The following is a 20,566-nucleotide window of genomic DNA, read 5'->3' as shown; positions in this document are numbered from 1 at the left end:
TCTGGTATAATAATTATAACAGATAAGGAGAGGTTATTTATGGGAACAAAAAAACATTACACTAAAGAATTTAAACAAGATGCAGTTAATTATTATTATTCATCTGGGAAATCAATCAAAGCAGTAGCAGAAGATCTAAAAATTAGTGCTACAGGTCTTAATAACTGGATTCAAAACTCCAAAATGAATGATGGAGTAGTAAATCATAGAGGCTCTGGTAATTACTCATCAGACGCAGAAAAAGAAATTGCAAAACTAAAAAAAGAACTTAGAGACAAAGAGGATGCACTTGAAATACTAAAAAAGGCCATAGGCATACTGAACAAAGATTAACTGAAGGAATATATAAAGAAGTAAAAAACCTATCTAAAGAACGCCGAATTTCAGTTAACAGTGTGCTTAAAATACTAGGCGTTTAAAGCTTCTATTTGTCTTTGAGGATTTTGATCCTTACTAGAAACCCTTATATATCCAAATATCATTTTAACACCTCCTAGTGTCCTTTTTGGGTGGTTAAAATCAAGAGTACACTTTTAATAAGATTATAACTCAAAAAGGCATAGAAAACTATATATTTTTAAAAAAAATAAGTGTACTCAATAGGGTACACTCAAAAAGGACGATAGTATTAATAATATCATGATAAAAATTAAAGGCATAATAATTGCCATCTTTTAACATAGATTTATTTTAAAGCACCTGCTTCTTTTAGAATGTTATGAACCATAGCTTGGCTTAAACCAGTGATATCACCTATTGCTGTTTGTGTTGTTCCTTTAGCATAAAGCTCTATAACATAATTGTCACGTAACTCTTTATCAGTTATATTTGTATTTGTAAAGGTTGCTATTTGGCCTATAGGGTTAAAATTCATTTTAATTGTTGAAACTGTTCCCTCCTGATGCTTAATTGCATGAATTGTATTTTTATTAAAATCAACAGTCATTTTAGCAACATTACCTGACTGAATAATTTTTTCAATATTCTCTATTAAATTATTTTCAATAATTTTAGACCTATCATTTTCAATTCTATATGGAACAATTTTTTCCTTATTCATTTTATAACCTCCAAGTTTTATAAGTGATATAAATTATATCACTTATATCAATAAATGCAATATTTATTTTTAATTTTGAAAATATTTACCTTAATAGATTTTTTCAAAAGGTCACTGAATATTTAATTTGTATCTTGGGAGCAATACTTATTCTAAGTTGAAAAATAAGTTAGTGTAAATATATATCCTTTGTGCTCTGCTTATTTCTACCTAAATTTGAGAACAGTTTTCTTGCTATACCCAAAAAGGGACATAACTATATAATAAAAAACCTTATTATATAGTTATAAGTTTTAATTTCAGTATATTATTCTTGTATATTCTAGAATAACATGCTAAAATTAAAAAAGGAAATAATTTAAAAGAGGTGAAACTATGAATTTATATATTCAATTAGCTAAATATCCCACTTTTACAATTGAGGAAGTCAAAGAATTTACTTTAAATGTAAAAACAGCATATTTTTTGTTAGATGGGTTGATAAAGAAGGGTTTGGTTAAAAAGGTAAAGAATAATATTTATTCGGTGGTAAATCCAGCTACAGGGCAGATATACGCTAATAGGTATCAGATTGCCTGTGCAATAACAGATACTGCATATATATCTCATCATAGTGCCTTTGAATACTATGGTTTAGCAAATCAGGTATTTTATGAAGTATATGTTTCATCTGAGGTAAGATTTACTAATTTTGAATATGGTGGTATCACATATAAGTATGTAGCCTCTAGGATGGATGAAGGAATAGAAGAAGTAAGAAACACAAGGGGTATTAGAATAACAAGTTTAGAAAGAACTTTAATAGATAGTATAAATGATTTTAATAAAATAGGTGGTTTTGAAGAACTTCTTAATTGTATAGAAGGGATCCATTATCTTGATGAGGAAAAATTAAAAAAATACCTAGATATATATAATAAACAAGTTCTATACCAAAGGACAGGATATATCCTTAAATACTTCCAAAATAGACTAAACCTTTCAGTAAATTTTATAGAATACTGTAAAAGTAGAATAGGTAAAAGTATGAGATATTTAATAAATGATTCAAAAGAAGAAAACCTTTTTGATAAGGAATGGAATTTAATGATACCAGATGGAATATTTGAAATAGGAGACCAAGGAGGTAATATACTTGTTTAATTATGATGGTATTTATTTAGGTAAAAAGGCAGAGGAACTTGGTTTTGTTAGAGATACATTTGAAAAGGTAACAAGGCTTGCGGATGTTTTGGAATATCTAAACACTAATCCACTACTAAAAGATAGTCTTGCTTTAAAAGGTGGCACAGCCATTAATCTAACCATATTTAACCTACCCAGGCTTTCAGTAGATATAGATTTAGATTACCTAATTACTAATAGTAGAGAAGAAATGTTAGAAAATAGAAATATAATAAATTCTACTATTGATAGATTTATGGTATCTCAAGGTTATCAAATGAATCCTAGAACTAAAAATCCCCATAGCTTAGATTCATGGATATATGACTATACTGGTGTTAGTGGAAATAAGGATAATATTAAAATTGAAATAAATTACTCTCTTAGATCTCACATCTTTGAACCAGAAGAAAGGCCAATTATAACTGAGCATTTTTCAACTATGTATAAGGTTAAGTCATTAACTTCTTTAGAAATATTCGGGAGTAAAATCAATGCATTATTAAGTAGGGCTGCAGCTAGAGATTTATATGATGCTCGAAATATGATTTATTATGGTCTATTTGATGAAACAGAGGAAGACTTATTAAGAAAGTGTGTTGTTTTTTATTCAGCTATATCATCTAAAGAGATAAATAAGAACTTTGATGTAAGGGCTATAGATTCAATTAGTCAAAGAAAAATAAAAACAGATTTATATCCAGTAATTAAGAATAAGGAAAAGTTTGATTTAGAAGTTACAAAGAATATAGTTAAAGATTATATTACAGGATTAATGAAGATAACAAGTCATGAAAAAGAGTTTTTGAATAAGTTTGAAAATGGAGAATACATACCTGAACTATTATTTGAAGATAAAGAGATAATTAATAGAATTAAAAATCACCCAATGGCTCTATGGAAAATAAGATAAAGACACATTTCTTAATATATAAAAAATACCCCTGGTAGATAACTATTAAAACATCTTTTAATAAGGTTAAATTGAAATGATATGGAAAGGTATTCCATTAGATGTTAATATATAAATATTACTATCTTATAATTATATTAACAATATATATAATTAGGGGAATATAGAACCCCTATTTATATAAATATAAAATAAAGGAAGGATACTATGAACAAAAGAGGATTATTAGCTATATTGGTATTTTGTATGATTTTAGGAATTGTCCCCGTCTTTTCACTACCTGTACAAGCTGAAAAGACCATGACTTGGCAGGATGCATATTTTGAATTACTGGACAACCCAAGTATGCAACATGAGGTAATTGATTCACTACTTACTATAAAAGATCCCCTATTTGCCATAAGAGATATTGATAATAATGGTATACCAGAACTGATTATAAGGTGGGATCCAGTAGATTTACCAGGTATATATGAAATCTTCACATATTCAAATGGGGTAAAAAAAATAGGTAGCATTGGAATGCGTACAGGTACGTTGTTTATATCTGATAAGTTAGATTTACCAGGCTTACTTACCTATACATATGCTTATAATGGAAATGAAACTTTTGAGTACACTACAATCAAAAATAAAGAATTAGTTTCAGAAACCATCTGGTCATCTGCTAGGAAAGATTCAACAGACGGTGGTTATAGTGGAGAGATAGTGGTAATTAAAAATAATGAGAGACTTATGGCTGAGCTTAATAGAGGAATAGAACTTATGGAATATCCATTTACGCCTATTAATATGTATGATAAAATTTACAGCTATGGTAGAGCTCAAGAAACTAATCCACACCCTTATGCAATAGCTTTGAGGGATTATCTTAAGGAAGTGAATGATAAGGATGATAACAATGGGTATCCTCCTACAGCCTATCTAGCAGATATTAATAGGGATGGAATAATGGAAATGCTTGTAAATGGGACAAGGCTTTTTTATCTTCAGGATGGAAAACTAAAGACATATGACATAGAAGCAGACTTTGGTGATGCTGATTATACTATGGAATTTAGCCAAAACAATTATTTAGTAGCTCAACCTACTGTAGGAGATGCTGAAGCAACAACTGTTTTAATATTAAAAGATGGAAAGATTGTTAAAGAGCCTGAGTTTGTTGGCATGTATTTCCTTGGATATACTAGCTTTATGCATGGGGATAAAGAAATTTCTGAATTAGAATATGAAAAATTGAAGGAATTCTATGGTGTTACTGAGGTCTACAGTAATCGAAAGAATCAAATCGATGAAATTCTTGCAATGACAAATACAATAAAAGCTATGACAACATCCTCCAAAGTTAAAGTAAATGGTATTTTAAAAGAATTTGAATCCTACAATATCAATGGTAATAATTATTTTAAATTAAGGGATTTAGCACAAGTTGTAAATAAAACTTCCAAGAATTTTGAAGTAGAATGGGACGGAGCTAAGAATGCAATAAGGCTTATATCAAACAAAGCTTATACTCCTGTAGGGGGAGAATTAGCCAAGGGTGATGGAAAGACTAAGTCGGCACAGGTAACTACTTCAGCCATTTACAAGGATGGAAAAGAGATTTCACTAACTGCCTATAATATAGGTGGAAGTAACTTCTTTAAACTAAGGGATATAGCTAAAGCCTTTGATATAGGAGTAACATGGGATGGACCAACCAATACTGTAGGTATAGACACAGGTAAGAGATATGTAGCTGAATGATACAAATAAAAGTAGAAAGGTTTTGTAAAAATCTTTCTACTGATTTTAAAATAAGGAGGTTTTTTTATGAATAAAATAGAATTGAAAATTATATATGACTATGTTTGCCTAGGTAGAACCTTGCAAGAAATAGCAGATACTAGATATGATTACCAATATGCAACTAGATCTGCAGTAACAAAACTTATCAATGGCAATGGGTTTAATACTGCACCTATAGAGGGTCAGGGTTGGAGTGGTGAGTCCAGGGGAGCTTATCCTAAAATGTCTTTTGAAACATTTTGCAAGATTATGCAAAGTTATCGTGGACAAAATATTGATGATTTTAGGATTCATGAGACTAAGATTAATTCTAGGCTACAACAAAAGACAATAAAACAAAATTCCAAGCAAACAATTACAAAGGATCTTGAGTTTCAATCAGAACCGTCTATACAGCCACGTAACCTATATAACTTAAAACCTGAAGAAATGTACCCCCATGAACTTGAAAAAATGAAAGGAGATGGGATGACATATAGTTATGAGCTTGGATTTTGGGGTGAAACGACTTTTGATCCTATTTTTCATGAATGGGACACTAAGCAACTTAGTCCTGATTTATGTAAGAACATGGAAGAATCAGGGTATAGATTTAATTCTTTGTTAGGTTGGTATAATATACAAAATTATATTAATTTAAACACAGCACAAATACCAAAATCCAAACGAGACATTTCACTTTTAAAGAAGGTTATTGTAGAGTTTGATAATCACCCTAATGATATAAACACTGTTGCTACAATTTATGATCTAACGTTAGCAACTTCTAAACAAAACCTTACAGGATTGGTAATTAATAATGTTGATAAGCAAAAAATGACTTTCAGGGTGGTTTTATTTTCGGAGGATATATCACCAACAATTTCATTTTATGCCAATGTAAAGGAAGAACGTAAAGTACTAACGTTTATGAAACCAAAATTAAAAGAATATCTTATTACTTATCCAAACTTTACACTTTCTTATGATGACATAACAAATGTAAATAGTGTTTATTTAATTCCGCGTGGTTACCGTATAAGCAAAATATCACCATTTGATGGGCCAGTACCAGAGCATTCGGGCATCTTATGTGAGTTGTTATGTGAGCGTTTATAACATCAATTTACTATGTAGTTCGTCATTAAAAAATACTTTTTTGGAGGCTAATTGTTATGAAGAAGAAAGTTTTATCTGTTATACTGCTGTTATTTATGCTATTGGGACTCGTGTCAACATTTTCAATACCTGTGCAAGCAGAAGGTTTATTTAATATTAAGAATGGTGTTTTAGTCAGATACGATGGCGACTTTGGTAGCGACTTCCCAGAAAATGTTGTTATACCAGATGGTGTAACTGAAATTGGAGATCATGCTTTTTTTGACCATGATAAGATAAAATCGGTATTTATCCCTGACAGTGTAGTAAAAATAGACGATAATGCTTTCTGGGGATGCTCTGGATTAGATTCAATTACAATCCCGGGAAGTGTTAAAGTTATTGGCAAAGATAGTTTGGGTTGGGATAGAGCTGGAAGTTTTCATACCCCACATGACGGATTTATAATATATGGCACTATTGGTTCAGCCGCTGAGCAATATGCAGCTAATACTACTGATGCCGATGGTAACCGTTTTATTAAGTTTGTTCCCATAGCGGCAGCAGCAACAGCTGACCCTCATCCCTACTCAACTGCCTTGAGTGAGTATTTCAAAGGTGCAGCAGGCTACAAGGCAGCTTACCTGGTTGACATAAATGGTGATGGCACAAAGGAAGTGATTGCACATAAAGATGACCTAAATGGGGGAGGGCAATCTTATCGTTTATTTTATTTTCACAATGGAAAGCTTTGTACTTATGACAAATCATATGTACAAGGTAGTCTGTTTGTTTCACCAAACAACTATTTGATAGATTACAGCCACGGCCTGTATACACACTATCATATTTTATCTATTAGCAATGGAAAGGTTATAGAATTAACTCATATCATAGCCGACTATGATGACTATGGAAAAGACGATGAAAATCCTACTTATTCTCAGGATGATAAGATAATTTCTAAATCAACTTATGATGGATTGATCACAAAATATGGGGTATCTGACAAAAATCTTTTTATCCCTGGATCAATTAGCAAATCCAATCGACCAAATCAAATCAATGAAATTCTTGCAATGACAAATACAGTAAAAGCTATGGCCACAGTTTCTAAAGTGAAAGTAAATGGAGTTTTAAGAGAACTTGAATCCTACAATATAGATGGCAATAATTATTTTAAATTAAGAGATTTAGCTCAGGTTGTAAATAAAACTGCCAAAAATTTCGAGGTGGAATGGGATGGAGCTAAGAATGCAATAAAGCTCATATCAAACAAAGTTTATACTCCTATAGGAGGAGAATTAGCCAAGGGTGATGGAAAGTCTAAATCAGCACAGGTGACTACATCAGCCATTTACAAGGATGGAAAAGAGATTTCACTAACTGCCTATAATATAGGTGGAAGTAACTTCTTTAAACTAAGGGATATAGCTAAAGCCTTTGATATAGGAGTAACATGGGATGGACCAACCAATACTGTAGGTATAGACACAGGTAAGAGATATCTAGCTGAGTAAACTATATGATGCTTTTCATAAGTAAAAAAGGCACAAGGTAAATATTTTTTATATTATAAAAAAAGTCTTGGCAACAAATTTTTTTATCAATAAATACTAACCAAATCGGAAAGGTTATAGCATAAAATGAAAAGGTCTATAATTATAAAATATGCTTGGTTAATATTTGCCTGTATATTTTTATTAACAGCTTGTAAGAATCTTTCAAGCAATAATTCAGATAAATAAACTAGTACCCAATCCCATAATTATCCACCTAAGGTATAGGAACAAAACCCTGATTCAGACTTTGATTACACATGTGACTCTGACTTACAATGAGTGAAGGTTTTTTATAATGGTGACTAAACAAGGGTTTGGTTTCCAGCAACAATGAACAGAGACCCTGTTGTATCTGTTAGAATAAAAACAGAAAACCCATTTGCAAAGTCTGAGGATAAATATAATCCTGAGATTATAGAAGAAGTATATATTCCAGAGGGTATAAGGGTTTTAAGTGCAGGTGATAACCCTAAAAATTTGACTTTTAGCCAAAATTGATATATTATTAAATTGTAGTAAAGAATATTGATATACAAAAGTTAACTTTTGTATATACTAATAGAGAATAGGCAACAGAGTGTGTCTATTAAGCGTAGAAACAGGATGTTGTTCCAAGTCGCAGTGTCCTGTGGAGCTTCCGAGGGGTTTAAATGAAAACCACAACTTGGATAGGATTTAAATATCTGAAAGAAAACATTTAATGGCACTATGGATTATCCGTAGTGCCATTTCTATGTTATGGGGTGAATAAATTGAGTCTAAAGAGTGCAGCATTATCTTTTAAAAATTTGTTAGATATAGAGTATAAAATAGTTGTTGGAAGAAAAGGAATTACAACAGAGTTAATTATAGAATTTAAAAAAGAAAATTTTTTTCATCTTGTAGGATTACAGAAGTTAAATGATATTAACTATCCCTCAGAGAATAAAGAAAAAGTATTTGATTTAATAATAGAAAATCAAATAACAGAAAGCTTTATTTCTAAAAGTAGTAAATATGAAGTTACAAACATAGAGCGGATAACCCCTTTTGTTAAAATAGAAGAAATAATGGATAGTAATAATTTAGTATTTAAATTTAATAGAAGTCAAAGTAATTGGACAAGTGTAGAATGTAAATTTATTTTGGAGAATATAGATAGTGGAGGATCTATTTATATTTTTATAGATGGAAATTATGAATTAAAAGAAAAGATGTTTTGTAGATCTTTTTTTCTTAAAACACAAAAAGATTTTACAAATGGAAATACAAAAATGGTACTACTATATAAAGAAAAAATTAATAAGAAAACTGGTGAATGGTCTTCTGTCAAGAAAACGGACAATAAAAACTTAATATATTCTTGAATCGATTAACCAACATGTTTATCCTCAAAATCATAAGGCGAAGACATATCACAATGGCTGTGAATTCTCTTAGTATTATAGAATGTTTCAATATATTCAAAAATGAGTTCATGAGCATGACTAATATGCCTTATGACGAATCTGTTTAGCCATTCTCTCTTTATTAGAGCATGAAATGACTCAATGACAGCATTATCCCAAGGGGTTCCCTTTTGTGAATAGCTTCGTATGAATTTCCCTGCTGGTGTTACCTCAATATATGCCTTTGACACATATTGTACACCCCTATCACTATGAATAATTATAGGAGCATCTATTTTCCTGCATGATTTTGCTTTATTGATGGCTTTTAGCACTCCTTCTGTTGATAGAGTATCTGAAAGGTGCCAACCTATTACTTTTCGTGAGAATAGATCTATAACTGTTGTTAGATAGACAAATCCGCTTACTGTCCATATATAGGTAATATCTGTTACCCATACCGTATTTGGTGCATTAGGTGAAAAATTTCTATCTAGAATATTTCTAAGCTTACTATCAAAATCTGGATCTATTGTCGTTCTTTTATACGGACTTACCCAAATTGCTTTGATTCCGAGTTCACGCATGTAGTTTCCTACTGTTTTTTCAGCAATAACATGACCCCTGCTTTGAAGTATGGATGTGATTTTAGGGGCACCATATATTTGCTTGGATTCATTGTAAATCTCTGTAATTTCTTGCTTAACTTGTTGTTTTCTAATCTTCTGATTTGAATCTTCTCTTTTTAAATAATCATAATATCCAGAAGATGAAACGCCTAGTATTTTAAGCACACTGTTAACTGAAATTCGGCGTTCTTTAGATAGGTTTTTTACTTCTTTATATATATTCCTTCAGTTAATCTTTGTTCAGTATGCCTATGGCCTTTTTTAGTATTTCAAGTGCATCCTCTTTGTCTCTAAGTTCTTTTTTTAGTTTTGCAATTTCTTTTTCTGCGTCTGATGAGTAATTACCAGAGCCTCTATGATTTACTACTCCATCATTCATTTTGGAGTTTTGAATCCAGTTATTAAGACCTGTAGCACTAATTTTTAGATCTTCTGCTACTGCTTTGATTGATTTCCCAGATGAATAATAATAATTAACTGCATCTTGTTTAAATTCTTTAGTGTAATGTTTTTTTGTTCCCATAAATAACCTCTCCTTATCTGTTATAATTATTATACCAGATTCAAGGATATATCATATTTATGTTCTCCGTTTTTTATTCTATCATCAGATCAAATAAATTCAATACAAGTGAGAAGAACAAAAAGAGAGTTTTCAAAACAACCTATAAGTTTAATGGACTTTACAAAAGTTTTATTTTACTCCAGCTTTGTTACAGGACGATTAGATGAATTTATGTTCTATCCAAAAGCAAACTTAACACCTTATGCAAGTTCTGGTGCAATTGACTCTATGTACTTATTTGTAACAGTTTTAAATGTAGAGGAACTGGAAGCTGGAATATACTTATATAATAATCTAGACAATAGCTTATATATAATAAAAGATAATTTTTCTAAAGAAGAATATAATTTTATTACTGCAAATGAACATTTTTGTTATGGATCTTCATTTAATATATATATAGTAGGAGATATGAGTATAAAAGGAATGAAATATCAAGATAGAGCATATAGATTTTTAAATATTGAGGCAGGACATCTTGCACAGAATATATGCTTGATATGTGAAGGTCTTGGAATAGGAGTTATTTCATCAGGAGGTTTTTATGATGATATATTTTTAGAATACATAAATATTGATATTGGTGAAAAATACTTATTGTATGAATTAATACTTGGGATGATTTAGTATGAGAGACTAATAATTTATTTCAGACTATGATATTTACTAAGATAGATTATAATTAGTTGAGAAAGAGGGAAGGAGTATTTTGTTAATTGGTAAAGGATTATTTAAAAAGAAAATTATAATCTCTATTGAAAAATAGATAGGGCTTTTAATTAAATTGTTTTCGATATTCAGTAGGAGTACAATTAGTAAATCGTTTAAATATCTTTGTAAAATAACTTGCATCATTAAATCCCACTAAACACATAATTTCGGTTATGGATTTAGTGGTATTTTGTATAAGGCTCAAGGCTTCTACTATTCTATATTGCATAAGATACTCAAAAGGTGACATTTTCAAATATTTTTTAAAACATCGACAACATTCTGATTTACTAATATGAACAGAATCAGATATATCTTTGAGACTAATATTATTTGAAAAGTTATTATGAATATATTCAAGGATAATTTTGATTCTTTCTTCTTCATGTTTATGAAGCTTAGATGATAAATTTAAATTTGGAACTAAATTATAAGCTAAAATTAGCCATAAACTACATAGATTATTTTTTATGGAAAGTTCATATCCGAAATCACGATTCTTATGGAAATCATAAATCTCAAATAATTTTATAATTATATCCTTATTCCACTTAATGGTATTATCTAAAAGTAGAAAATCAAGACTACTATTATTTACAATAGGATATATATATTTCCTATCTATAAGGGATAAATTGTGTCCACCTATTAATGTGTGATTAAATACTATATTGACTACTACACAGTCTGGAGTAATCGGCTTCATTTGATGAAGACTATTTGAATTAATAAATAAACCATTTCCTTCCGATAGCTGAAAGGATTCATCTAAGAAGAAAAATTCAACAACGCCTTTTTGTACAATGGCAAACTGAATTTCCTTATGCCAATGCCAACGAATAAAATTCATATCATATTTATATAAATCGTCATAAAAGACTTCTAAGGGAAATTCAAGAGTGCCATATTCCATTTTTGATTGTAAATTACTATTAACATTGAAAGTATTTAAATACATATTAAAGACCTCGCTAATATAGTTTTAGTTTATGACAATATACTTATGGATTGTAACTAGTTTATCATAATATAATTATAGATATAAGATATAATTGAGAAAATCCATATAATAAATTGAAAAGGTATTAGAAGGAGGAGAATCAATTGAAACAACTTGAACAAAGTTTAACTGAAGGGAGTATTTATAAATCGCTTATAAGTTTTTCGATTCCCTTTATAATAGCAAATATTCTACAGGCTTTATATGGAACAGCAGATTTATTAATTGTAGGTCTATTTACAGATACTGCTGGACTATCATCTGTAGCCATTGGTACACAAGTTATGCAAATTGTAAATGGATTAATAATTGGACTCACTATGGCAGGGACTATTTTAGTTGGACAGTATTATGGAGCAAAGAGAAATAATGATGTATCTGAAACCATAGGAAGTTTACTATCCTCAGGTGCAATTGTATCATTGTTTATAACTGTTTTGATGTTTATACTGACAAAACCTTTACTTAATATTTTGAAAACACCACCAGAGGCTTATGCAGATACTGTTAAATATGTAATGATATGTTCTTCTGGAGTTATATTTATATTTGGATATAATGCCATAAGCTCTATTCTGCGAGGGTTAGGAGATTCTAAAAGACCAGTATATTTTATTGCCATAGCTTGTGTAACTAATATAGTTTTAGATTTAATTTTAGTGGGAGTATTTGATATGAGAGCAGCAGGAGCTGCCCTAGCTACTATATTATCACAAGGGATTAGTATGGTTTTGGCAATAATATATTTAGCCAAAAGAAACTTTATATTTGAATTTAAATTGGGAAACTTTAAAATAAAAAAGGACAAGATGTCAATGCTACTAAAAGTTGGAGCACCTTTATCTTTACAAGAAGTATTGCTTTGGGCTTCTTTCTTGGTTATAGCTGGTATTGCCAATAGTATGGGGCTAGCAGAGTCAGCAGCAGTAGGTGTAGTGGCTAAATTTGAAGTATTTTCAATGCTTCCACCTATGTCCATATCCTATGCCTTAGCAGCACTAACTGCTCAAAACATAGGGGCTAATAAACCAGAAAGGGCTATGAAAGCCTTAAAGATAAGTATATTAATATCTTTTATATGCTCCTTATTTTTTTTCGTATGGGCTCAAGCACACCCTCAATCTATAATGGGAATATTTAAAGCTGATGCAGATGTAGTAAATGCAGGAGGTAAATATTTAAAAACATTTAGTATAGATTTTATCTTAGTTGCCATTAAATTTAATTTAAATGGATATTTAAATGGAAGTGGAAGAACTAATTTTACCATGATAAATGGGATAGTATCATCTATAGCAGTTAGAATACCAGTAGCATTTTTGATGACCATAGTACTTCAAAAAGGTTTAATAGGATTAGGTTTAACTGGACCAGTAGCATCTATAACCTCTATTTTAGTATCTATTGTATATATAAAAATGAATAGTTCAAAGGAAGTTAATTTAATATAAAACGTTTTTATAATCTATAATAGTTAATTCTTGCAGTGTCATTGCAAAAAAATGTTTAATTGAGAGTAGCTCTATTTTCTTTCTTGGTATAATAACCTTTTGCAATTAAGAAATCTACAACATTATTTAGGGAAAAACTTCAGCTTAATAATTTACATTTCCTAATTGGCAATAAATATGATAGGATAACAGAAGAAAAGTAATTTCTTTCAAATTATGTTATTTGCTAGGATATATTATAATTAGTTGAGAAAGGATGTGCTATTTTATGGAGGTAATGACTCAACGTAGGGGATTAAATGGATTTCAGATTAAGCTTATTATGGCTTTTTTGATGGTGTTGAATCATTTGGAATTTGGATATAATTTTGTTTCCGATGACTTAGCACATGTTTTTTTAATTATTTCAAGATGTGTAGCTCCTATGTTTGCATATTTAGCTATTGAGGGAATTATATATACTAGGAATTTAAAAAGATATTGTTTGCGATTAGTTATGTGGACGATTTTGGTATTAGCAGGTAATAAGCTTTTAACATACTTACTTATAAATTTCAGCTCAACAATAGTTGAATCCAATTATATATATCTAAAAATTAGAACCTTTATATGTCCCACTATTGTAGCTGGAGTATTATGTATTTCATTCATCATATGGAGTAAAGATAGCAAAGGTATTGTACGGTCTTTATTTTTAATGATGTCAGCAATATGCTTTATTATAGGTTTCTGGTCAGAATGGGGTGTTGTATTATTACCATTTATGTTAATTACATATTTTTTACACAATAAGAAAGGGGAAAGATTTTTAGGGTATATAGCTGTGGAAATTATAGCAATACTTCTAAGAAGTGAAATATACTATTTCTTTGTTTTTCCTTTTATAGCATTATATAATGGAGAAAGAGGATTGAATAATAAATTCGGCAAATATTTTTTCTATGTTTTCTATCCATTACATTTATGGATTATTGCATTTATAAATTTTATAATACTGTCTAGATAATATTATAAGGAGTGCTTATATGTTAAAGAAGTATGGAAGAAAAGACGCAGCGTCAATTGGAATTATAGGAATACCTAATGTGGAAATCATTGAAATGTTAGAGAAGGAGTTAGGAAAACCCATAAAGAAAATTGTAATTGCTACTGAAGAATAGAAATACTGAAATTTGATTTACTTAAAAATACACTCAAAAAGTTAAATTTATTCTTAACTTTTTAAGTGTGTTTTTTAAATTATAATTAGATTGAAGAAATATACTTTAATATGGAAATATTGAAAGTAGTAGAACTATTGTATATAATTATACTAGAATAGTTCATATGAATAGGAGGACTCTAATGATTTATGTAATAAATAATAGCAATGATCCATTCTTTAACCATGCTGCGGAAGAATATCTAATGAATAACTTTGATGAAGAGATTTTTATGTTATGGATAAATAAACCTTCTATACTTATTGGTAGAAATCAGAATACCATATCTGAAATAAATTTAGATTATGTTGAGGAAAATCATATTACAGTAGTTAGAAGATTATCAGGTGGTGGAACTGTTTATAATGATTTGGGAAATATGAATTTTACATTTATTACTTATAGAAATTCCCTAGAGACTAAAGTAAAAAATGGATTTGAAAAATTTGCATTACCAGTAATCAATGCCTTAAAGTCTTTAGGGGCAAATGCAGAATTTACAGGAAGAAATGATATAGTAATAGGTGGGAAGAAGTTTTCTGGAAATGCACAATACTCTCAGAAGGACAAACTGCTTCACCATGGAACGCTACTATATAATTGCGATATGTCAAAATTATCTTTGGCACTTAAAAGTAAGCCTATAAAGTTTGTAGATAAATCGGTGAAATCCGTGGGAGCTAGAGTAACTAATATTATTGAACATATAGACGAAAAAATGGATTTACTGGAATTTAGAGAGTACTTAAAAAACTATGTAATAAAAACCCATGGAATAGAAACCATATATGAATTTAATGAAAAAGATTTAAAAGAAATAGATAAAATAGTTAAAAATAGATTTGAAACTTGGGATTGGAACTATGGAAAGAGTCCTAACTATAGATATACAAATTCTAGAAAATATCCAAGTGGAGTGGTTGAGTATCATTTAGAGGTGGAAAGTGGTCAAATAGAGAATATCTCTATTTATGGGGATTTTTTCGGAGAAAAAAATATCAAAGAGTTGGAAGAAAAACTAATGGGGGTAAAACATAATATAAATGCTTTAGAAGCTGTATTAAATACAATAAATATAAATGACTATATTCATGGATTATCAGCAAAGGAATTTATTGAAGGATTACTGGATATAGAATTAGATATGGAGGTAAGCCAATGCGATTAAGAAAACCAGAGTGGATTAGAGTAAAAATGCAAGGAGGAGTCGTATCTAACAAAGTTAAATCTTTATTATCGGATCTTTCTTTAAATACAGTATGTGATGAAGCCAATTGTCCCAATAGAATGGAGTGTTTTGCAAGAGGAACAGCTACTTTTATGATACTAGGCAGAAACTGTACTAGAAATTGTACTTTTTGTAATGTAACTAGGGAAATGCCAGATAAGGTAAATTTAAAAGAACCAGAAAATGTAGCTAAGGCTATAGAAAAACTTAATTTAAAACATACTGTTATTACATCTGTCACTAGAGATGATTTACCAGACCAAGGAGCAAATCAATTTGCAAATGTTGTAAAAGAAATAAGAAAGAGAACACCAAATGTAACTATTGAACTGCTTATACCAGATATGCAGGGGAATAAAAAGTTAATAGATATTATTATAGATTCAGAACCAAATGTATTAAATCATAATGTAGAAACTGTACCAGAATTATATGATGAAGTTAGGCCAATGGCAATATTTGAAAGATCATTAGAACTACTTAGTTATGTAAAGAAAGTAAAGCCCAATATGATGACAAAATCTGGTATGATGTTGGGACTAGGTGAGACTAAAGAACAGGTAATAGATGTATTTAAGAGACTTCGAGAAGTAGAGTGTGATATGTTAACACTAGGACAATATCTGCAACCTACTTCGTCACATATAGAAGTAGTGGAGTATATTACACCTGAACAATTTGACGAATATAAAGAGATAGCTTTATCTATGGGATTTAAGAGGGTAGCATCATCACCTCTTGTTAGAAGTTCCTACTATGCAGAAGATTTTTAATACATAAAAAAATCTTTGTTACTATTGACAGTGAATAAAAAAATAATAAAAATCCACGTTCACAGTTTTGGACACGAATAATTCTAAAGTTCATGTAAGCTAAGAATTAAATCGTGTCCTGCAAATGTTCTCTTAGTATTTTTATTATTTTTAGCATTGTTGTGAATACATAAAAAAGTTTTCTTCAAAAATATCTTTTTCCAGTAAAAAATATATTGCTAAAAGTCCTTTTTAAGAGTAAAATATTTTTGTCACAAATTAGAAAGGATGGTATCATGAGAATAGTTACATTTAATCCTTTTAGGACATTAGGAATGCCTAATGTTACCTATATTAAGCCAGAAAATATGTTAATGGAAATGGATAAGATTAAAGAAGCAGATTATATTTTATTTCCTGAATACTGGCAGGTAAATACATTGGTATATGGGTTAAAGAAAAAGATATTTCCAAACATTAGCACTTATCAACTAGGGCATAATAAAGTTGAGACTACTAGGGTATTACAAGCTATATTTCCTAAAAACATACCTTATACTCAAATAACAAGCAAGGATCGTATAAATATAGAAACTATAGAAGAGGAGTTTGGCTACCCCTTAGTTGCGAAGGAAATCAAAAGCTCCATGGGCAGAGGAGTTTTTTTAGTAGAAAATAGAGAAGAACTTAAATCTTATATAGAAACCAATGAGTCTATATATATTCAAGAAAAACTTCCTATAGATAGGGATATTAGAATTGTATATGTAGGAGATAAAGTAATTGGAGCTTATTGGAGAATTGCAGGAGAAGGACAGTTTCATAACAATATAGCAAAAGGTGCAACTTATGATTATGATAATGTACCTAAGGAAGCTATTGAATTAGTAGAAAATGTAGCAAAAGAATTAAATATAAATCATGCAGGATTTGATGTTGTAGTAGTAGATAATAGACTATATATATTAGAATACAATGTAATGTTTGGTAACGAAGGCTTAAGAAATATGGGTATTTCAGTAGAAAAATATATTTATGAATATATTAGCAGAGACCCTGACTTTACACCTATTAATCCAACATTTCCAAGAGCTTCTTAAAAAGAGGCTCTTTTTTATACATTATTTGGAATGAATTTAATATCTTTACAATAGATAAAAAATAAGATAGAATCTAAGCTAACTAGTGTAAAGGTGATAGATATGGAAAATAAAGATAAAGAAAAAATAGATTTTGATATTGAAAACGAAAGAAATATATTATCTACAGCAATAGATCAATCTTCTGTTGTAATACTTATTACAAATATAGAAGGTGATATTATATATGTGAATCCAGTATTTGAAAAAGTCACAGGCTATTCTAGGCAAGAGGCCATAGGAAAAACTCCAAGGATTTTAAAATCTGAGATTACCCCTTCAGAGATATATGAACAAATGTGGTATACCATATCCAATGGTGGAGTCTGGAATGGTGAGTTAATAAATAGGAGAAAAGATGGAAGCTTATATTATGAGGATTCTAGAATTACTCCCATATATAATAAAGAAGGAATACTTACCTACTATTTAGCTGTAAAACATGATATAACAGAAAGAAAACTTTTAGAAGCTAGACTAAAAGAAATTGTTATAAGAGATCCATTGACCAACTCATATAATAGATGGTATTTAATGGATAGATTTAGCCAACTCATAGACAATTATAAAAGAGTTAAAAATTCTTTTTCTCTAGTTATGTTAGATATTGACCTTTTTAAAGAAATCAATGATTCCTATGGGCATCAAGCAGGAGACTATATATTAACTAAGTTTGTAAATATTATAAATCAAAATATAAGGTCTTATGACATATTTGGTAGGTATGGAGGAGAAGAGTTTATCCTATTATTACCAGATACAGATAAAGAAAATGCTTATATACTAATGGAAAGGATATTAAATATAATTGGAAATAAACCTTTTATCTATGAGGGTATAAGTATAAATATTACATTTAGTTCTGGAATTGTAGAATCTAGTGAAATAGATTTAGATAATATCAATACAGATGAACTAATAAAAATAGCGGATAATAGACTATATGAGGCCAAAAATGCAGGGAGAAATAAAATAATAATATAAAGCTTCTACAAATCTTGTAGAAGCTTTTATATGTGCATTCTCTTATCTAATTCAACTTTAATATCCTTTCCTCTAAATATAAATATTGCAGATACAGATATAATACTTAGGGTTACACAGATAATAGTTGGGTAGATTACATTTATCCAACCAAATATAAAAAATAAAATTGGAATAATACCAAATAACCCATCAATTAATGTATAAGTAATATACTCCTTTGTACTAAGTTTCATAACTTGAGCTATTATATACATAGTTATCATAGCAGTAACACAAGTAATAGGTATTACATAATCTAATGACCAACCTTTCCATCCTATTCGCCAATCCCAAAAAATTGCCAATAAAGATATAATACAAACTTGCCGAACGATTTTTTTCGCTATATGATACCTTCTTTGAATAAGGGCAATAACTCCAAGCCATATACTAACTAGAGCAAATACTAACAATAATGGCCAGTTTATATTTGAAGGAAATATAATATTAATGGAAAAGCTAACTACCACAGTTGCTATTGAAATAAATAGTAAAATTCTAATGGCTAAATGTTTTTCGTAATATGGGAGAACATTTGGAAAAATCTTTTCATGGTGATTATGATGATTATCTGATAACATATTTCCGCATAATGGGCACTTTTCTTGTTCTCCTCGTATTTTAACTTCACAATGGCTACAGTAATTCATATATTCACTTCTTTCTAAAGATTTGATGTGATTTCAATTTCTATTCCTTTTTCAGAAAGAAATTGAAAAAATGTTCTTTGTATATCGGTTTCTTCAAAAGGTGAAGTAAAACTTATAACTAATCTATCATCATAAGTACATAAAGTAATTAAGGGTCTTCTTGCACTTACGCAAATACTAAATTGTTTTATATAATCACTAAACTCCTCTGGCATAATAATCTTTCCAATATTTGAAATAGATGAAGTTATTTTTTTATCATCTAGTTTAGTTGCTGCATGTATAACATAGTCTTTAATAGTTAAAGGGACTATTCTTGTAAAAATGCTTTTTTCTAAGGACATAAAATGATTTAATTTTTTATCCAAGGCTTCTTTAGTTAGATTTTCCTTAAAACTATTGTTTACATTTTGAATTATTTCATCTAAATTTAAATCTTGATTGTGAACGCCATGGCTAATGCTCATAGTACTAAAAAAGTTTCTTGCTGTTGTTGACTTAAAGTAAGGTCTTAAATTAATGGGAACAGACAGTACTATGGGTTTGTGCTTTTTATTAAGTGGCATCTCTTTATAAATAGAATATATAAGTAAAGAAGTCAAGAATACTGTTAAAGTAGTATTATATTCATGAGCTATATCCAAAACTGATTTTACAGACATAGCACCTTCGATTAATTTCATTCTATTTTCTTTAATTCTACTTCCTTTGATTTGATAGGCAGAAACCCCTTTGTTTCTACCGTGTATAAAAATATCTCTTTTATTGTAGTTTTTCTTAAAGCTATCATCTGATTTCTCACTTATGGAAGCTTTATAGTTTAGTTTTAGACCTTTATCCTTAAATTTATCTTTATATCTTATGGTCATATAATGATATATAAGGGTTTCCATAAACCAAATAGCACCAGCACCATCAGTAAGAGAGTGGAATACTTCCAAGTTAATCCTTTTATTGTAATAAAAGACACGAAATAAAAGATTTCTTTCATTTCTTATGTAAATAGGAGCGCATAAAGGTTTATTTTCTAGTTCAATAATAGGTTCTAGGTCACTGGATTCAAAATAGTACCAGAAGAGTCCCCTTCTTAATATGGACCTATAGAATGGAAAACTTTCCATAGTTAAATCTAGAGATTTTTGTAAAACCTTTGGCTCTACATCTTCGTACAACTCACAGGAAAATCTAAATACTTTTGTATCCTTATTATTTGCAACTGCAGGGAAAAACTTAGAGGCATTATCAAGTCTAGTCCATTTTTCTTCTTTTTGTTGTTTCATAT

22 protein-coding genes are annotated in these 20,566 nt (G+C 29.6%); 16 read left to right on the top strand and 6 right to left on the bottom strand.

Translation table 11 applies throughout. From position 1 onward, the window contains the following. Positions 1–39 precede the first annotated feature (39 nt). Positions 40–333 carry a transposase gene (locus FYJ83_RS06840; protein ID WP_154439581.1) on the top strand — a complete coding sequence of 98 codons (294 nt, stop codon included), beginning with the start codon at positions 40–42 and terminating at the stop codon, positions 331–333. 352 nt (positions 334–685) lie between these two features. Here the strand turns inward: FYJ83_RS06840 and FYJ83_RS06835 are convergent, their stop codons facing one another. Beyond that, the gene (locus tag FYJ83_RS06835) at positions 686–1,060 is read right to left on the bottom strand and encodes a hypothetical protein (RefSeq protein WP_154439588.1); all 375 of its coding nucleotides are present in this window, start codon (positions 1,058–1,060) and stop codon (positions 686–688) included. Between the two features lie 375 nt (positions 1,061–1,435). On the opposite strand from FYJ83_RS06835, the gene FYJ83_RS06830 reads away from it, so the two are divergent. From FYJ83_RS06830 to FYJ83_RS06800, 7 genes are all read left to right on the top strand, one after another. Beyond that, a complete protein-coding gene (locus FYJ83_RS06830) occupies positions 1,436–2,203 on the top strand; it encodes a type IV toxin-antitoxin system AbiEi family antitoxin domain-containing protein (protein WP_154439587.1) in 768 nt (255 codons plus the stop codon). After that, positions 2,196–3,137, top strand: a complete 942-nt coding sequence (locus FYJ83_RS06825; RefSeq protein ID WP_154439586.1) for a nucleotidyl transferase AbiEii/AbiGii toxin family protein — start codon at positions 2,196–2,198, stop codon at positions 3,135–3,137. Before FYJ83_RS06830 ends, FYJ83_RS06825 begins: the two co-directional genes overlap by 8 nt. A 207-nt stretch (positions 3,138–3,344) precedes the next feature. Further along, positions 3,345–4,883 (top strand): stalk domain-containing protein, encoded by a 1,539-nt coding sequence (locus FYJ83_RS06820; RefSeq protein ID WP_216584583.1) that lies wholly within the window; start codon positions 3,345–3,347, stop codon positions 4,881–4,883. A 66-nt stretch (positions 4,884–4,949) separates the two neighbouring features. After that, on the top strand, positions 4,950–6,023 hold the full coding sequence (locus FYJ83_RS06815; protein ID WP_154439585.1) for a hypothetical protein: 1,074 nt from the start codon (positions 4,950–4,952) through the stop codon (positions 6,021–6,023). Between the two features lie 56 nt (positions 6,024–6,079). After that, positions 6,080–7,522: a leucine-rich repeat protein gene (locus FYJ83_RS06810; RefSeq protein ID WP_154439584.1), complete on the top strand. Its 1,443-nt coding sequence runs from the start codon at positions 6,080–6,082 to the stop codon at positions 7,520–7,522. A gap of 372 nt (positions 7,523–7,894) precedes the next feature. Next, positions 7,895–8,062, top strand: a complete 168-nt coding sequence (locus FYJ83_RS06805; RefSeq protein WP_154439583.1) for a hypothetical protein — start codon at positions 7,895–7,897, stop codon at positions 8,060–8,062. A gap of 254 nt (positions 8,063–8,316) precedes the next feature. Then, complete coding sequence (locus tag FYJ83_RS06800) at positions 8,317–8,910, top strand: PBECR4 domain-containing protein (RefSeq protein WP_154439582.1); 594 nt, start codon at positions 8,317–8,319, stop codon at positions 8,908–8,910. Positions 8,911–8,915: 5 nt separating this feature from the next. On the opposite strand, the gene FYJ83_RS06795 is transcribed toward FYJ83_RS06800, so the two are convergent. Both FYJ83_RS06795 and FYJ83_RS06790 read right to left on the bottom strand, forming a co-directional pair. Beyond that, positions 8,916–9,740, bottom strand: coding sequence for an IS3 family transposase (locus FYJ83_RS06795; RefSeq protein WP_326828316.1), 825 nt, complete (start codon positions 9,738–9,740; stop codon positions 8,916–8,918). Between the two features lie 49 nt (positions 9,741–9,789). Further along, positions 9,790–10,083, bottom strand: coding sequence for a transposase (locus FYJ83_RS06790; protein WP_154439581.1), 294 nt, complete (start codon positions 10,081–10,083; stop codon positions 9,790–9,792). Between the two features lie 108 nt (positions 10,084–10,191). On the opposite strand from FYJ83_RS06790, the gene FYJ83_RS06785 reads away from it, so the two are divergent. Beyond that, the gene (locus FYJ83_RS06785; protein ID WP_154439580.1) at positions 10,192–10,752 is read left to right on the top strand and encodes a SagB/ThcOx family dehydrogenase; all 561 of its coding nucleotides are present in this window, start codon (positions 10,192–10,194) and stop codon (positions 10,750–10,752) included. A 148-nt stretch (positions 10,753–10,900) separates the two neighbouring features. Here the strand turns inward: FYJ83_RS06785 and FYJ83_RS06780 are convergent, their stop codons facing one another. Beyond that, a complete protein-coding gene (locus FYJ83_RS06780) occupies positions 10,901–11,794 on the bottom strand; it encodes a helix-turn-helix transcriptional regulator (protein WP_154439579.1) in 894 nt (297 codons plus the stop codon). Positions 11,795–11,940: 146 nt separating this feature from the next. On the opposite strand from FYJ83_RS06780, the gene FYJ83_RS06775 reads away from it, so the two are divergent. The 7 genes from FYJ83_RS06775 (at position 11,941) to FYJ83_RS06750 (ending at position 18,592) form a co-directional block, all read left to right on the top strand. Beyond that, positions 11,941–13,287 carry an MATE family efflux transporter gene (locus FYJ83_RS06775; protein WP_154439578.1) on the top strand — a complete coding sequence of 449 codons (1,347 nt, stop codon included), beginning with the start codon at positions 11,941–11,943 and terminating at the stop codon, positions 13,285–13,287. 268 nt (positions 13,288–13,555) lie between these two features. Next, on the top strand, positions 13,556–14,293 hold the full coding sequence (locus FYJ83_RS06770) for a TraX family protein (RefSeq protein WP_195837937.1): 738 nt from the start codon (positions 13,556–13,558) through the stop codon (positions 14,291–14,293). A 19-nt stretch (positions 14,294–14,312) separates the two neighbouring features. After that, positions 14,313–14,447: a hypothetical protein gene (locus tag FYJ83_RS20245; protein ID WP_268233511.1), complete on the top strand. Its 135-nt coding sequence runs from the start codon at positions 14,313–14,315 to the stop codon at positions 14,445–14,447. Positions 14,448–14,631: 184 nt separating this feature from the next. Continuing rightward, positions 14,632–15,657, top strand: a complete 1,026-nt coding sequence (locus FYJ83_RS06765) for a lipoate--protein ligase (RefSeq protein ID WP_154439576.1) — start codon at positions 14,632–14,634, stop codon at positions 15,655–15,657. Continuing rightward, on the top strand, positions 15,648–16,490 hold the full coding sequence (lipA, locus tag FYJ83_RS06760) for a lipoyl synthase (RefSeq protein ID WP_154439575.1): 843 nt from the start codon (positions 15,648–15,650) through the stop codon (positions 16,488–16,490). Before FYJ83_RS06765 ends, lipA begins: the two co-directional genes overlap by 10 nt. A gap of 275 nt (positions 16,491–16,765) precedes the next feature. After that, positions 16,766–17,569, top strand: a complete 804-nt coding sequence (locus tag FYJ83_RS06755; RefSeq protein ID WP_154439574.1) for an ATP-grasp domain-containing protein — start codon at positions 16,766–16,768, stop codon at positions 17,567–17,569. A gap of 102 nt (positions 17,570–17,671) precedes the next feature. Continuing rightward, positions 17,672–18,592, top strand: a complete 921-nt coding sequence (locus tag FYJ83_RS06750; protein WP_154439573.1) for a GGDEF domain-containing protein — start codon at positions 17,672–17,674, stop codon at positions 18,590–18,592. Between the two features lie 26 nt (positions 18,593–18,618). Here the strand turns inward: FYJ83_RS06750 and FYJ83_RS06745 are convergent, their stop codons facing one another. Both FYJ83_RS06745 and FYJ83_RS06740 read right to left on the bottom strand, forming a co-directional pair. Next, positions 18,619–19,284 (bottom strand): DUF6320 domain-containing protein, encoded by a 666-nt coding sequence (locus tag FYJ83_RS06745; protein ID WP_154439572.1) that lies wholly within the window; start codon positions 19,282–19,284, stop codon positions 18,619–18,621. 14 nt (positions 19,285–19,298) lie between these two features. Next, positions 19,299–20,564 carry a hypothetical protein gene (locus FYJ83_RS06740; protein WP_154439571.1) on the bottom strand — a complete coding sequence of 422 codons (1,266 nt, stop codon included), beginning with the start codon at positions 20,562–20,564 and terminating at the stop codon, positions 19,299–19,301. Between the last annotated feature and the right edge of the window lie 2 nt (positions 20,565–20,566).

Source organism: Tissierella pigra (assembly GCF_009695605.1).
In the GTDB taxonomy this organism is placed as follows: Bacteria; Bacillota; Clostridia; order Tissierellales; family Tissierellaceae; genus Tissierella; species Tissierella pigra.
The sequence above is the reverse complement of the archived record's forward strand: the minus strand, read 5'-3'. Positions and strand labels throughout refer to the sequence as shown.

Excerpts from the sequence above, each read along its gene's own strand:
- FYJ83_RS06840 (WP_154439581.1), top strand. The coding sequence starts at position 40 with ATGGGAACAAAAAAACATTACACTAAAGAATTTAAACAAGATGCAGTT.
- FYJ83_RS06835 (WP_154439588.1), bottom strand. The coding sequence starts at position 1,060 with ATGAATAAGGAAAAAATTGTTCCATATAGAATTGAAAATGATAGGTCT.
- FYJ83_RS06830 (WP_154439587.1), top strand. The coding sequence starts at position 1,436 with ATGAATTTATATATTCAATTAGCTAAATATCCCACTTTTACAATTGAG.
- FYJ83_RS06820 (WP_216584583.1), top strand. The coding sequence starts at position 3,345 with ATGAACAAAAGAGGATTATTAGCTATATTGGTATTTTGTATGATTTTA.
- FYJ83_RS06815 (WP_154439585.1), top strand. The coding sequence starts at position 4,950 with ATGAATAAAATAGAATTGAAAATTATATATGACTATGTTTGCCTAGGT.
- FYJ83_RS06810 (WP_154439584.1), top strand. The coding sequence starts at position 6,080 with ATGAAGAAGAAAGTTTTATCTGTTATACTGCTGTTATTTATGCTATTG.
- FYJ83_RS06805 (WP_154439583.1), top strand. The coding sequence starts at position 7,895 with ATGAACAGAGACCCTGTTGTATCTGTTAGAATAAAAACAGAAAACCCA.
- FYJ83_RS06790 (WP_154439581.1), bottom strand. The coding sequence starts at position 10,083 with ATGGGAACAAAAAAACATTACACTAAAGAATTTAAACAAGATGCAGTT.
- FYJ83_RS06780 (WP_154439579.1), bottom strand. The coding sequence starts at position 11,794 with ATGTATTTAAATACTTTCAATGTTAATAGTAATTTACAATCAAAAATG.
- FYJ83_RS06770 (WP_195837937.1), top strand. The coding sequence starts at position 13,556 with ATGGAGGTAATGACTCAACGTAGGGGATTAAATGGATTTCAGATTAAG.
- FYJ83_RS20245 (WP_268233511.1), top strand. The coding sequence starts at position 14,313 with ATGTTAAAGAAGTATGGAAGAAAAGACGCAGCGTCAATTGGAATTATA.
- FYJ83_RS06765 (WP_154439576.1), top strand. The coding sequence starts at position 14,632 with ATGATTTATGTAATAAATAATAGCAATGATCCATTCTTTAACCATGCT.
- lipA (WP_154439575.1), top strand. The coding sequence starts at position 15,648 with ATGCGATTAAGAAAACCAGAGTGGATTAGAGTAAAAATGCAAGGAGGA.
- FYJ83_RS06755 (WP_154439574.1), top strand. The coding sequence starts at position 16,766 with ATGAGAATAGTTACATTTAATCCTTTTAGGACATTAGGAATGCCTAAT.
- FYJ83_RS06750 (WP_154439573.1), top strand. The coding sequence starts at position 17,672 with ATGGAAAATAAAGATAAAGAAAAAATAGATTTTGATATTGAAAACGAA.
- FYJ83_RS06745 (WP_154439572.1), bottom strand. The coding sequence starts at position 19,284 with ATGAATTACTGTAGCCATTGTGAAGTTAAAATACGAGGAGAACAAGAA.
- FYJ83_RS06740 (WP_154439571.1), bottom strand. The coding sequence starts at position 20,564 with ATGAAACAACAAAAAGAAGAAAAATGGACTAGACTTGATAATGCCTCT.